Annotated in this window: 11 protein-coding genes; 2 read left to right on the top strand and 9 right to left on the bottom strand. The window is 64.6% G+C overall.

Annotation, left to right across the window (positions count from 1 at the left end):
• Window positions 1-3 precede the first annotated feature (3 nt).
• The 9 genes from bamA to rpsB form a co-directional block, all read right to left on the bottom strand.
• Entirely contained in the window at window positions 4-2,310 is a 2,307-nt protein-coding gene (gene bamA / locus DWV00_RS07900; protein ID WP_115533009.1) for an outer membrane protein assembly factor BamA, read from the bottom strand.
• A gap of 69 nt (window positions 2,311-2,379) precedes the next feature.
• Window positions 2,380-3,753, bottom strand: coding sequence for an RIP metalloprotease RseP (gene rseP, locus DWV00_RS07895; RefSeq protein WP_115533008.1), 1,374 nt, complete (start codon window positions 3,751-3,753; stop codon window positions 2,380-2,382).
• 7 nt (window positions 3,754-3,760) lie between these two features.
• On the bottom strand, window positions 3,761-4,984 hold the full coding sequence (locus DWV00_RS07890) for a 1-deoxy-D-xylulose-5-phosphate reductoisomerase (protein ID WP_115533007.1): 1,224 nt from the start codon (window positions 4,982-4,984) through the stop codon (window positions 3,761-3,763).
• Between the two features lie 36 nt (window positions 4,985-5,020).
• Entirely contained in the window at window positions 5,021-5,842 is an 822-nt protein-coding gene (locus tag DWV00_RS07885; protein WP_115533006.1) for a phosphatidate cytidylyltransferase, read from the bottom strand.
• On the bottom strand, window positions 5,836-6,633 hold the full coding sequence (gene uppS, locus DWV00_RS07880; protein WP_115533005.1) for a polyprenyl diphosphate synthase: 798 nt from the start codon (window positions 6,631-6,633) through the stop codon (window positions 5,836-5,838). Before uppS ends, DWV00_RS07885 begins: the two co-directional genes overlap by 7 nt.
• 88 nt (window positions 6,634-6,721) lie before the next feature.
• Window positions 6,722-7,282, bottom strand: coding sequence for a ribosome recycling factor (gene frr, locus DWV00_RS07875; RefSeq protein WP_115533004.1), 561 nt, complete (start codon window positions 7,280-7,282; stop codon window positions 6,722-6,724).
• Window positions 7,283-7,377: 95 nt separating this feature from the next.
• Window positions 7,378-8,091 (bottom strand): UMP kinase, encoded by a 714-nt coding sequence (pyrH, locus tag DWV00_RS07870; protein WP_115533003.1) that lies wholly within the window; start codon window positions 8,089-8,091, stop codon window positions 7,378-7,380.
• A gap of 204 nt (window positions 8,092-8,295) precedes the next feature.
• Window positions 8,296-9,177, bottom strand: coding sequence for a translation elongation factor Ts (gene tsf / locus DWV00_RS07865; protein ID WP_115533072.1), 882 nt, complete (start codon window positions 9,175-9,177; stop codon window positions 8,296-8,298).
• 156 nt (window positions 9,178-9,333) lie between these two features.
• Entirely contained in the window at window positions 9,334-10,086 is a 753-nt protein-coding gene (gene rpsB, locus DWV00_RS07860) for a 30S ribosomal protein S2 (RefSeq protein WP_115533002.1), read from the bottom strand.
• Between the two features lie 412 nt (window positions 10,087-10,498).
• Here rpsB and map point away from each other — a divergent pair, with 412 nt between their 5' ends.
• Both map and DWV00_RS07850 read left to right on the top strand, forming a co-directional pair.
• Complete coding sequence (gene map / locus DWV00_RS07855; RefSeq protein ID WP_115533001.1) at window positions 10,499-11,305, top strand: type I methionyl aminopeptidase; 807 nt, start codon at window positions 10,499-10,501, stop codon at window positions 11,303-11,305.
• 115 nt (window positions 11,306-11,420) lie between these two features.
• Window positions 11,421-13,991: a [protein-PII] uridylyltransferase gene (locus DWV00_RS07850; RefSeq protein WP_115533000.1), complete on the top strand. Its 2,571-nt coding sequence runs from the start codon at window positions 11,421-11,423 to the stop codon at window positions 13,989-13,991.
• Window positions 13,992-14,266: the final 275 nt, after the last annotated feature.

Here is a 14,266-nt window from a genome sequence, read left to right as displayed (position 1 = left end):
CCGTTAGAACGCCGTCCCGATCTGGAATTGGAATTTCTGGTATTGATCGCCCGTATGCTTCGTGACCGGGAAACCCAAGCTGATCTTGAGCGGACCGATCGGCGAAATCCATGCGAGACCCAAGCCGTAGCCGTAGCGCAGACCGTTCGCGCCGACGCTCGCGCCTTCCGTCCCCCAGACGTTACCGCCGTCGAAGAACGTGAACACGCGCAGCGTCCGGTCATAGCCCGTGCCCGGCAGCGGGAACGTCAGCTCGACGTTGCCGACGACCATCTTCGAACCGCCGATCGGATCGTTCGTCGTCGTGTCGCGCGGACCGAGCGAACTCGGCTCGTAGCCGCGCACCGACCCGATACCGCCGGCGAAGTAGTTCTTGAAGATCGGGAACGGCTTGCCGCCCATGCCGTTGCCGTAGCCGCCCTGGAAGTTCAAGCCGAGCACGAAGCCGCGCGCGAACGAGTAGTAGTACTGCGCTTGCAAATCGGCCTTGTAGTACTGCGTCGCACCGGCCGGCGTGCCGTATTCGGCGTTCGCCTGCGTAAAGTAGCCGCGGCTCGGCACCAGCGCGCTGTCACGCGCGTCGCGCGACCAGCCCACCGTCAACGGCACGTTGTTGGAAACGCGGCCGAATTGGTTCACGTAGTCCAAATAAACCTGCGGCGTCGCGCTATCGACGTCGAGGCGGTTCTGCTCGAGACCGGCACCGAAGTAGACCGTATCGACTTCCGAGAACGGAATCCCGAACTTCAAATCGCCGCCCACCGTGATGATCCGGAAGCTCGAACTTGTGGAGTAGTACAACGGCTGCGTCGTACGGTAATAGACGTCGGTGATCCGCTTGATGCCGTCAACGGTAAAGTAAGGGTCGACCTGCGTCACCGTCAGGGTCCGGTACGACTTCGCCGTATTGACGTTTACGGAAAGGCTCGTGCCCGAACCGAACACGTTGTCCTGCGAGACCCCCGCCGAAAGCACGACCTTGTCGGTCGACGAGAAGCCCGCGCCGAGCGTGATCGCGCCCGTCGGCTTTTCCTTGACCTTGACGTCGACGTCGACCTGGTCGGCCGTGCCCGGCACCGGCACCGTCGTCACGTCGACGTCGGTGAAGTAGCCGAGGCGATTGATCCGGTCTTTCGAGAGCGCGAGGCGGCTCGAATCGAACCACGAACTCTCGAGCTGACGCATTTCGCGGCGAATAACTTCATCGCGCGTGCGCGTGTTGCCCGTCACATTGATGTGGCGTACATAGACGCGGCGGCTCGGATCGACTTGCAGCGTCAAGGCCACCTTGTGGTGAACCTGGTCGATTTCCGGCTGCGCGTTGACCGTCGCGAACGCGTAGCCGTACTCGCCGAGCTTGTCGACGATCGCCTTCGTCGTATCCTGCAGCTTGTCAGCCGAGAAGCGCTGCCCGGGTTTGACCGTGACGAGCTTTTGCAGCTCCGGACCGCGATCGAGCAGATTGCCCGCGAGCTTGATGCTCGACACCGTGTACGGCTCGCCCTCATGCACCGTCAGCGTCAGGTACATGTCCTTCTTGTCGGGCGAGATCGAAACCTGCGTCGACTCGATGTTGAATTCGAGATAGCCGTGGTTGAGGTAGTACTTCCGGACGTTCTCGAGGTCGGTCGTGAGCTTGTCCTTCGAATACAGATCGTTCTTCGTGTACCACGAGAACCAATTCGGGGTGGACAACTGCATCTCGTCGCGCAGCGTGCTCGTGCTGAACGCCTTGTTGCCGATGAAATTGACCTGGCGGATCTTCGCGCTCGGACCTTCGTTCACGGCGAACAGGATCGAGACGCGGCCGTTGTCGATCGGCGTGACCGTGGTCGTGACCTCGGCGGCGTAGAAGCCGCGCGTCAGGTACTGGCGCTTGAGCTCCTGCTCCGAACGATCGACGAGCGCTTTGTCGTAGTAGCGGCCCGGCGACAGGCCGACGCTCTTGAGCGCCTTCGTCAGCGCATCCTTGTCGAACTCGTGCAGGCCCGAGAAGTCGATCTCCCCGATGGCCGGACGCTCCACCACGTTGACGATCACGACACCGCCTTCCGTCGCGATGCGCACGTCGCTGAAGAAGCCCGTCGCGTAGAGCGCGCGGATCGCTTCCGACGCTTTGTCGTCCGTGAAGGTATCGCCTCGTTTGATCGGCAGGTAGGAGAACACCGTGCCGGGCTCCACCCGTTGCAAGCCCTCGATCCGGATGTCTTGGACCACGAAAGGCGCCGTCGCCGCGTGGGCGATGAGCCCGTGAGCGGCGAGCGCCGCGACCGCAACCGTCTTAGGAACAAAGCGATGAGGTTTGAACAACGTGCATCCCCAGAGTTTTTAGCTACATCTGTCCGCCGCGGCCGCGCCATGCGCGCACCGCCGGACACTTTAGAAATGGATTAAACGAGCCAGATCGTTGAAGAGCGCGATCGCCGACAAAACGACGATGCACACTAGGCCTGCCCTTTGCAAAACGAGCTGCCAGCGTTCCGATACGGCTTTGCCGGTTGCGGCTTCAACCAAATAATATAACAGATGCCCCCCGTCCAATACCGGAATCGGCAATAAGTTCAACACGCCGAGGCTGATGCTGACGAGCGAGAGGAAGGAAAGAAACGGTGCCCAGCCGAGCTGGGCGCTCTTGCCCGCGTAGTCCGCGATCGTCACGGGACCCGACAAATTCTTCAGCGACGCCTGCCCCGTCAACATGCGCCCGAACATCCGCAGCGAATACACGGCGATGTCCCAGGTGCGCCGCGCGCTGCGGGCGATGCTCTCGCCCGGCCCGTAGCGCACGCGCACCGTTTGCACATGGGTTTCGAGCGCGGCGCCGATGCGGCCGGCGGTCGTGCCCGTCTGCAGATCCTCGTGCGCCTCGGGCACGACCGTCAGCGCAAGCTGCCGGCCGGGCTCGCCGCGCTCGATGCCGAGCACGATCGGGCGCCCTGCGCGCGCTTTGACGTAGGCGATGAACGCCTGCGCGCCGTCGATCACCGAACCGCCCGCCGTGCGCAGCGTATCGCCCGCCTGCAAGCCGGCCCGCGCGGCGGCGCTGCCCGGCTCCACCGCGGCAACCGTCAGCGTGCCGCCTTGGTCGAAACCGAGCTTGGTCAGAAAATCGTCGTCGAGGTCGCGCTCGGGCAGGTTGCGCAGGTCGACTTGGAAGTCGTAGACGCCGCGGCCGTCGTGCGCTTGGAGCACGATGCGCCGATGATCGAAGGCCGCGTCGAGCAGCTTCCAGCGCAGATCCGACCACGAGCGCACCGCTCCCACGTCTGCGCCGCGCTCGTCGCCGATCGCCACGACGGTTTCGCCGCCCTCGAACCCCGCGCGGGCGGCGACGCTACCGGCCGGCGGCGTCGCGAGCGTGGCGACGGGCTCGGTCACGCCCGTGGCGAAGACGACCGAAAACAGCACCACCGCCAGCACGAAATTGGCGAGCGGCCCCGCCAGCACGATGGCGATGCGCTTGGCCACATGTTGACGGTTGAACGCGTAGGGAAGATCGGATTTCTCGATGCCGGGCCCAGGATCGCGCTCGTCCAGCATCTTGACGTAGCCCCCGAGCGGGATGGCCGAGATCGTCCATTCCGTCCCGGTCTTGCGCCCGGTCCAGCTCAAGAGCGGCCGCCCGAAGCCGATCGAAAACCGCAGCACCTTCACGCCGCACAGCCGCGCCACGCTGTAGTGGCCGTACTCGTGGACCACCACGAGCACGCCGATCGCAACGGCGAAGGCGGCGACCTCGATCAGCAGGTTCATCGGCGTCTCACTGCACCGCGCGATCGACGGAGCCCGTGCGGTTGGCCGCGTGCGCGAGAAGGCCGCGGCCGGCGATGAGTTCGCGCGCCGCGCGGCGCGCGTCGGCGTCGGCGCTCAGCACGTCGTCCAGGCCGCTCGGCGTGCGGTTGGACAAGCCGTCCAGCACGGTGTCGACCGTGCGCGCGATATCCATGAAGCCGATTCGGCGCTCGAGGAACGCGTCGACGGCAATTTCGTTCGCCGCATTGAGCGCGGCGCTTGCAATCCCGCCGGCTGCCATGGCCTGCATCGCCAGCGCAAGGCACGGAAAGCGCTCGTAGTCGGGCTTCTCGAATTGCAGCAAGGCGATCTGCGCGAGATCGAGCTGCGCCACGCCAGAGTCGATCCGCTCGGGAAACGCGAGCGCATGAGCGATCGGGGTGCGCATGTCGGGGTTGCCGAGTTGCGCGAGGACGGAACCGTCGGCGTACGAAACGAGCGAATGAATCACGCTTTGCGGGTGAATCAGGACGTCGATCCGGTCGCCCGCCAAGTTGAACAGCCAGTGGGCTTCGATGACCTCGAGGCCCTTGTTCATCATCGTGGCCGAATCGACGGAGATCTTGCGGCCCATGACCCAGTTCGGGTGTTTGCAGGCCTCGTCCGGCGTGACGTCCACGAGGGTTGCCGGCTCGCGCGTGCGGAACGGTCCGCCCGAGGCGGTCAGGATGATTTTCGTGACGCCGCCGTGTTCGGCGACGTCGCGCGGCAAACATTGGAAGATCGCGTTGTGCTCGCTGTCGACGGGCAACAGCGTTGCACTATGATCGCGCACCGCATCCATGAAGATCGCGCCCGACATGACGAGCGCCTCTTTATTCGCCAGCAGAATGCGTTTGCCGGCGCGCGCCGCGGCCAGCGTAGGCGCGAGGCCGGCGGCGCCGACGATCGCCGCGACGACGGTGTCGCACTGCCCGCTTTGCGCCGCCTGCACCAGCGCATCGGCCCCGTAGGCCACCTGCGTGTTGCAACCGGCCGTTTTCAGTTGCGCCTCGACCCGCGCGGCTGTCTCGGCGTCACCGACGACCGCCACCTCCGGCTGAAAGCGCAGGCATTGGGCGACGAGTTTATCGCCGTTGCGGTGGGCGGTGAGCGCGTACACGGAGTACCGCTCCGGATGGCGGGCGACGACGTCGAGCGTGCTGTCGCCGATCGAGCCCGTGGAACCGAGCAGAGTCAGACGTTTTTTCATATCTCTAATCCTGGGCCTCTAGGGTCTAGTGGGCCCCTAGCCAATGAGCAGCATCGCCAGCGGCAGCACCGGCAGCAGCGCGTCGATGCGATCGAGCACACCGCCGTGCCCAGGCAGCAGCGCGCTTGAATCCTTGACGCCCGCTTGACGCTTGAGCATCGATTCGAACAGGTCGCCGACGATGCTGAATGCGACCAGAACCGTCAGTACGAGCAGCATGCGCACCGGCCCCATGCGTTCGCCGAGGGCCGACACGAGTGTGGGAGCGAGCATGTGCGACGCCATGACGGCGATGGTCGCGATCATGACGGCCAACCACCCGCCGATCGCGCCCTCCCACGTTTTTCCCGGGCTGATGGCCGGCGCGAGTTTATGCTTTCCGAACGCCTTGCCGGCAAAGTATGCGCCGATATCGGCCAGCCAGACCACGAGCATCACCGACAGCACAAACGATACGCCCAGAATGCGCGCGGCGACCAGCGCGTGCCAGCAGGCCACGAGCACGACGAGGCCGGCAACCACGAGAAACAGCCGCCAGGGACCGTGGGCGAGCGTGGGCCTGCGCACGAGCACGAATGGGCCGGCGAGAATCCAGAACACGGCGGCCGCCTCGAGCAGCGGCCGCGCCGCATGCGCACCGAGGCCCAGACGCGTGCTCGCGGCCAGCGCGAGCGCGGCGACGACCGCATAGGCGACCGGCGCGAGCCCGGGCAGCCCCAACAGGCGCGCCCATTCCCAGGCGGCCAGGACGAGCGCGAACGCGAGCAGCGCGCCGAACGCCGCGACGGGCGCGAACAGCATGACCGGCAGAAACACCGCCAGTAGCACGACCGCGGTGATGACGCGGGCTTTCAGCATGGAAGGGAGTCGGCGTTTTGCGAAGATGCGTCTTGAGATTGCGGCTCGAGCTGAGCACTCGTGCGACCGAACCGGCGCTCCCGGCGGGCGTACGACGCGATGGCATCGGACAGCGTCTTGGCATCGAAATCGGGCCAGTACGCATCCGTGAAGTACAGCTCGGTATAGGCGAGCTGCCAGAGCAGGAAGTTGCTGATGCGCGTTTCGCCGCCCGTTCGGATGAACAGATCGGGCTCCGGCGCGTAGGCGAGCGCGAGATGCTGCGCGAACTCGGATTCGTCGAAGGGGACGACTCGCCCCTCGCTGACCGATTGTTCGGCCAGCTTGCGGGCAGCTTGCATGATGTCCCACCGGCCGCCGTAATTCGCCGCGATCGTCAAGGTCAGCCGCGTATTGCGGGCCGTTTTCGTCTCTGCCCGGCGAATCAGATCCTGTATGCGCGTATCGAACAGCGACAAATCGCCGACGACGCGCAGCCGGATACCGTTGGCGTGCAGCTTGCCGACCTCGCGCTCGAGCGCGGTGACGAACAGCCGCATCAGGAACGAGACTTCCTCGACCGGACGGCGCCAATTTTCGGAGCTGAACGCAAACAGCGTCAGATATTCGACGCCGGCGCGGGCACACTCTTCAACGGCCGTACGAACGGCATCGACGCCGCGCGTATGGCCGGCCACGCGCGGCAAGCGCCGCTGCGTCGCCCAACGGCCGTTGCCGTCCATGATGATCGCGATATGCCGCGGCACAGCCGCGATATCAGGCACGCGAACGGTAGAGCTGGTATAGGTCATGGCCGCCGGGACTCAAACTGCACAAAAAGAAGGACGCGTCGACACAAAAGACAAAAGACAAAAACGAAAGACGGAAGACGCACGAGCCTTAGACGGTCATGATCTCGGCTTCTTTCGAATGAACGAGCTTGTCGATCTCGGCGACGAATTTGTCCGTCAGCTTTTGAACCTCATCGCCTGCGCGACGGTCGTCGTCTTCCGAAATTTCCTTGTCTTTGACGAGCTTTTTCAATTGTTCGTTCGCGTCGCGACGCAAATTGCGCACGGCAACCTTCGCCGTCTCGCCCTCGCTCTTCACCACCTTGGTGAGTTCGCGGCGGCGCTCTTCGGTCAACGCGGGCATCGGCACGCGGATCAGATCGCCTTGCGTGGCGGGGTTCAGACCCAGATCGGACTCGCGAATCGCCTTCTCGACGACCTGCACCATCTTCTTTTCCCAAGGCTGCACGCCGATCGTGCGTGCATCGATGAGCGTCAGGTTGGCCACCTGCGAGATGGGCACGCCCGAGCCGTAGTAGTCGACCTGGATGTGATCGAGCAAGCCCGTATGCGCACGACCCGTGCGGATTTTCGCCAAATCGTTCTTGAACGCTTCGATCGTCCGCTGCATTTTCTGGTCTGCGCTCTTTTTGACCTCTGCTACGCTCATTTAGACCTCCAAAACTTCAACATTGTGCGCATCCGCGCATGCGCGGCCCGTGCAGCACCGCGGGCGGAAATGCGCCCCGCTTATATTCCGAGAGTTTACACGTGGACGAGGGTGCCCTCGTCCTCGCCTTGTACGATCCGCTTCAGCGCACCCGCCTTGTTGATCGAGAACACGCGAATCGGCAGCTTCTGGTCGCGGCACAGCGCGAACGCCGTCGCATCCATCACCTGCAGGTTGCGGACGATCGCTTCGTCGAAGCTGATCGTCGCGTAGCGCGTTGCCGTGGGATCTTTCTTCGGGTCCGCGGAGTATACGCCGTCGACCTTCGTCGCCTTCAAAACGACTTCCGCGCCGACTTCCGACCCGCGCAGCGCAGCGGCCGTATCGGTCGTGAAGAACGGATTGCCCGTGCCGGCGGCAAAGATCACGACCTTGCCTTCCTCGAGCTGGCGGATCGCGCGTGGGCGAATATACGGCTCCACGACTTGGTCCATCCGCAGCGCCGACTGCACGCGGGCTTCGATCCCCGCATGGCGCATGGCATCTTGCAACGCGAGCGCGTTCATCATCGTCGCGAGCATGCCCATGTAGTCGGCCGTCGCGCGGTCCATGCCCGCCGCTCCGCCCGCCACGCCGCGGAAGATGTTGCCGCCGCCGATCACGACGGCCAGCTGGGTGCCGAGCCGAACGACTTCGGCAACATCGGCCACCATGCGTTCGATCGTCGCGCGATTGATGCCGAACGCATCGTCGCCCATCAAAGCTTCACCGGAGAGTTTGAGAAGAACGCGTTTATAGGCTGTGGGCATAGCGGTATCCGATCGCGCCGAAGAGATCACGACAATGTGGAACTGTAGGGGTGAAACATAGACCCGGGCAAGCTCGGCCGCCGCCCGCACCCGGTTGAACCGGATGACGGCGGAGGGCCGGGTTAACCCGGATCGATTCGCTAGGCGAACCCGCCGCGGCGAGCATGGCGCCCGCCACGGGTACGGCAAACTGACTGGCGACGCTTACTGCTGCTTCGCGGCGGCGACTTGCGCGGCCACTTCGGCTGCGAAGTCGTCCTGACGCTTTTCGATGCCCTCGCCGACGACGAACAGCGCGAACTTCTGCACCGACGAGCCTGCCGCTTTCAGCATTTGCTCGATCGTCTGCTTGTCGTTCTTTACGAACGGCTGGTTCAGCAGCGACACTTCCTTCAGGTACTTCTGCACGCTGCCCTCGACCATCTTGGCGACGATTTCGGCCGGCTTGCCCGATTCGGCCGCCTTTTGCTCGGCGATGCTGCGCTCCTTGGCGATCAACTCGGCCGGCACATCGTCCGACGACAGCGAAACCGGCTTCATGGCCGCGATGTGCATCGCGACGTCCTTACCGACTTGCTCGTCCGCGCCCGTGTACTCGACGAGCACGCCGATGCGCGTGCCGTGCAGGTACGCGGCCAGCTTGTTCGACGTTTCGAAACGCGAGAAGCGGCGGATCGAGAGGTTTTCGCCGATCTTGCCGACGAGCGCGAGGCGCACGGCGTCGACCGTCTGGCCGTTCAGCGGCAGCGCCGACAGTGCGGCCACGTCGGCCGGGTTTTGGGAGACGACGAGTTCGGCCACTTGCTTGGTGAACGCGATGAAATCGTCGTTCTTCGCGACGAAGTCGGTTTCGCAGTTCAGTTCGACGAGCGCACCCGCGTTGCCGCCGATGTGCGAGGCGATCACGCCTTCGGCCGTGACGCGCGACGCGGCCTTGCTGGCCTTGTTGCCGAGCTTGACGCGCAGGAGCTCTTCGGCGCGGCCCATGTCGCCGTCGGCTTCCGTCAGCGCCTTCTTGCATTCCATCATCGGCGCGTCGGTTTTCGCGCGCAGTTCAGCCACCATGCTTGCGGTAATTGCCGCCATCATTCGCTCCTTGAGTCTGTCTTTCATACGCCGCTCGCTTTCGATGCGAACGGCAGGCATTCGTTCGCGGCGCATCGATCGCGCCGCACGTTTCGCCGGCACTTAAAAAAAGGGGGCCTATCGAGAGCCCCCTTTTTTGCCGGCGACGGGGTTGCTTTACTGCTCCCCGCCCACCTCGACGAACTCGTCGCCGTCGGCGCTGCGCGCAGCCTGCACGACTTCGTTGACCGCGTTCGCACGACCTTCGAGGATCGCGTCGGCCACGCCTTCCGTGTACAGCGCGACTGCCTTGCTGGCGTCGTCGTTACCCGGGATCACGTAATCGATGCCTTCCGGCGAGTGGTTCGTATCGACCACGGCGATGACCGGCACGCCGAGCTTGTTCGCTTCGGTCACGGCGATCTTGTGGTAGCCGACGTCGACGACGAAGATCGCGTCCGGAATGCCGCCCATGTCCTTCACGCCGCCGATCGACTTCTGCAGCTTGGCGATTTCGCGTTCGAACAGGAGCGCTTCCTTCTTGCTCATCTTTTCGAGCTCACCGGCCTCGACCGCGGCTTCCATGTCCTTCAGGCGCTTGATCGACACTTTCAGCGTCTTGAAGTTCGTCAGCATGCCGCCGAGCCAGCGGGCGTTGACGAACGGCATGCCGGCGCGCAGCGCTTCTTGCGCGATCGTATCGCGCGACTGGCGCTTCGTGCCGACGAACAGGATGGTGCCGCGATTGGCTGCCAGTTGACGCACGTACTTCAGCGCGTCGTTGTACATCGGCAGCGTCTTTTCGAGGTTGATGATGTGAATCTTGTTGCGATGACCGAAGATGAAGGGGGCCATCTTCGGGTTCCAGAAGCGCGTTTGGTGACCGAAGTGGACGCCGGCTTCCAGCATTTGACGCATGGTAACTGCCATGAAATTCTCCGCGAGGGTTGGGTCTTAAGCCGGCTGCCGTACCGGCCGCGTCGGCGAACATTCGCAGAACGAACGTTTGCGGATCGCGGCGCGGCACCCTGGGTGCGCCGGCTTGCGAATGGGTACTTCTTACGAACGGGTACTTCTTACTCTTCTTTCTTCTAGCCGTTTCTGTACCTAAGCACTTCTACGACTAGCCCGAAAGTATATCACGTGAGAGCGCAGACCCTCAAGCCGCGCGGCACGCCCGCTTTGGCCGGCGATCTTGCGCTGCACCGCAACATACCGGAACGCACGGGCGGCGCGAAAAGCGCACATCCCTGCACGACGCAGGCGGCTCCGGTCTGCCACGCGGCCCATATGGTGCGATAATCCCGGCATTCACGTACACACCGTTTCCAGGCCCGTACCCATGGCTACCTCGATCAAAAACGAAGACGACATCGCAAAAATGCGTGTCGCATGCCGTCTCGCGAGCGAAGTGCTCGACTACATCACCCCGTTCGTCCAGCCCGGCGTGACGACGGCGGAGCTCGACCGGCTTTGCCACAACTACATGCTCGACGTACAGGGCACGGTCCCCGCGCCGCTCAATTATCAGCCGCCCGGCTATCCGCCCTACCCCAAAGCCACCTGCATTTCGGTCAACGACGTCATCTGCCACGGCATTCCGGGCGATAAGGTCGTCAAGAGCGGCGATGCGCTGAACATCGACGTCACCGTCATCAAGGAAGGCTACTTCGGCGATACCAGCCGCATGTTCATCGCCGGCGAGGGCTCGATCCTCGCCAAGCGCCTCACGCAGATCACCTACGAATGCATGTGGCTCGGAATCGAGCAGGTGCGCCCCGGCGCGCGGCTCGGCGACATCGGCCATGCGATCCAGCGCCACGCCGAGGCGAGCGGCTACAGCGTCGTGCGCGAATACTGCGGCCACGGCATCGGCACGGTGTTCCACGAGGATCCGCAGATCCTGCACTACGGCCGCCCGGGCACGGGGCTCGAATTGCAAAAGGGCATGATCTTCACGATCGAGCCGATGATCAACGCCGGGCGCCGCGAAATCCGCACGATGCCCGACCAATGGACGGTCAAGACGAAGGACCGCAGCCTGTCGGCGCAATGGGAGCATACGGTACTGGTGACCGACACGGGGTACGACGTGCTGACCGTGTCGGCGGGCACGCCGGCCAAGCCGTCGATCGCCGTCGCGGCCTGAACGGCGGCACGGCGCGGCCTCAATCGACGAATCGACGAAGCGCCGCCCGTAGCGGCGGCGCGCTTTCGCCTATCCACGCACGTATCAACCGGCTACTCGCCGTTCGCTTAAACCTATGAGCGCCCCCGCCGTCATCACCGATCCCGCCTCGGTCAAAGCCGACTACCGCGCCGCCAAAGCGGACCTGCTCCCTCGCTTCAAAGCGGCGAGCCGCGTCGAATCGCTCATGCAGACGCTTTCGCGCACGACCGACGATGCGCTGCGGCGCGCATGGCTCGTCTGCGAACTGCCGGACTCCGCCGCGCTCGTGGCGGTCGGCGGCTACGGCCGCGGCGAGCTGGCGCCCTTCTCCGACATCGACATCCTCGTCCTGCTGCCCGATGACGCGCCGTCCGAACTCGACGCGCGCATCGAGCGCTTCATCGGCATGGCCTGGGACCTGGGGCTCGAACTCGGAAGCAGCGTGCGCACGGCCGCGCAATGCATCGAGGAAGCGGGCAACGACGTGACCGTCCGGACGTCGCTGCTCGAAGCCAGGCGCATCACGGGCAGCACCGCGCTGTTTCAGGATTTCGTCCTGCGCTTCAACGACGCGCTCGACCCGCGCGCCTTCTTCCAGGCCAAGGTGCTGGAAATGCGCCAGCGCCACGCGAAGTTTCAGGACACGCCCTACAGCCTCGAGCCGAATATCAAGGAAAGCCCCGGCGGCTTGCGCGATCTGCAATTGATCCTTTGGATCGCGCGCGCGGCGGGTTTCGGGCGCAGTTGGAAGGAACTGGACGAGCGCGGCCTCATCACGGCCCGCGAAGCACGCGAGCTGCGCCGCAACGAGGCCTTCCTGAAGATGCTGCGCGCGCGGCTGCACGTGATCGCCGGCCGGCGCCAAGACGTGCTCGTCTTCGACCTGCAGACGGCCGCGGCCGAAAGCTTCGGCTATAGCGCCACTCAGGCGCGCCGCGCGAGCGAGCAGCTCATGCGCCGCTATTATTGGGCCGCAAAGGCCGTCACGCAGCTCGCGACGATCCTCATCCAGAACATCGAGGCGCAGCTGTTCCCGCGTACGAGCGGGATCACGCGCGTGCTGTCGGACCGTTTCGTCGAAAAGCAAGGGATGATCGAGATCGCGAGCGACGACGTGTTCGAGCGCGCGCCCACCGCCATTCTCGAGGCCTTCCTGTTGTACGAGATGACGCCGGGCACGAAGGGGCTCTCGGCCCGTACGCTGCGGGCGCTCTACAACGCGCGCGAGATCATGGACTCGCGCTGGCGGCGCGATCCGGAGAACCGGCGGCTGTTCATCGAAATCCTGAAGCAGCCGCAAGGCATTACGCACGCGCTGCGGCTCATGAATCAGACGAGCGTGCTCGGCCGCTATCTGCTGAACTTCCGGCGCATCGTCGGGCAGATGCAGCACGATCTTTACCACGTCTACACGGTCGATCAGCACATTCTGATGGTGCTGCGAAACCTGCGCCGCTTCGCGCTTGCCGAGCACGCGCACGAGTATCCGTTCTGCAGCCAGTTGATGGCCAACTTCGAGCGGCAATGGGTGCTCTATGTCGCGGCGCTGTTTCACGACATCGCCAAAGGCCGCGGGGGCGATCACTCGACGCTCGGCATGGCGGACGCGCGGCGCTTCTGCCGCGACCACGGCATGGCGGCGGATGATGGGGCGCTCGTCGTCTGGCTCGTGCAGCATCACCTGACGATGAGCCAGGTGGCGCAAAAACAGGATACGAGCGACCCGGAAGTCATCAAGCAGTTCGCCGAACTCGTCGGCGACGAACGCCGGCTGACGGCGCTCTATCTGCTGACCGTCGCCGACATCCGGGGTACGAGCCCGAAAGTCTGGAACACGTGGAAAGGCAAGCTGCTCGAGGATCTGTACCGGATGACGCTGGCCGTCCTTGGCGGCGCGCGCCCCGACGAGCATTCCGAGATCAAGACGCGCAAGGAAGAAGCGCTCGCCCTGCTGCGGCTCGAGACGGTGCCCGAAAACGCGCATCGGGCACTGTGGGACGAACTCGACGTCGGCTACTTCCTGCGTCACGACGCGGCCGATATCGCCTGGCAAACGCGTGTGCTCCATCGGCATGTGCGCACGGAGGCGCCGATCGTACGGGCACGGCCGTCCCCGATCGGCGAGGCGCTGCAGGTGCTCGTCTATGTGCCCGACCGGTCCGACCTGTTCGCCGGAATTTGCTCGTACTTCGACCGCAACAGCTTGTCGGTGCTCGACGCCCGCGTCAGTACCACGCGCCACGGCTATGCGCTCGATAACTTCATCGTCGCGCGCACCGACGACGATGTGCAATATCGCGACATCGCGAACCTCGTCGAGCAGCAGCTCGCCACGCGGCTCTCGTCCGATACGCCGTTGCCCGAACCGTCCAAGGGCCGCCTTTCGCGGTTGTCGCGGACATTCCCGATTACCCCGCGCGTCGACTTGCGAGCCGACGAGCGCGGGCAGTACTACATCCTGTCCGTGTCGGCCAACGACCGGCCGGGGCTTCTTTATTCGATCGCGCGCGTGCTGGCGGAGCATCGGATCGGCGTCCATGCGGCGCGGATCAATACGCTCGGCGAGCGCGTCGAGGACGTGTTCCTGCTCGACGGCCGCGGCCTTTCCGATAACCGCCTGCAGATTCAGCTGGAAACCGAGCTGCTGCGCGCGATCGCAGTGTGAGACTTTATGCGTGCCAAACTGACAGCCAAGCATCCGCGCCCGACATCGCCGAGCCGCGCTCCCGTTCGTGCCGGCAGCCCGTCGGCCCGAAAGACTCCGCGTCCGGCGCCCGCCGAGCGGCCCGCTCCGGCGGAAAAGGCGGCCGCGCCGCGTCCGCGCGCCGGCGGTAAAGCCGACGCACCGAAGCGCGAGGGGTTTGCCGCGAAGACACCGCGTGCTCGTCCGACCGACCGTCGAAGCGAAGACGCGCCTCGCGGTGCGCCACGTGCTCGTCC

Source organism: Trinickia dinghuensis, assembly GCF_003367175.1.
In the GTDB taxonomy this organism is placed as follows: domain Bacteria; phylum Pseudomonadota; class Gammaproteobacteria; order Burkholderiales; family Burkholderiaceae; genus Trinickia; species Trinickia dinghuensis.
This window is presented reverse-complemented; position numbering and strand designations above follow the sequence as displayed.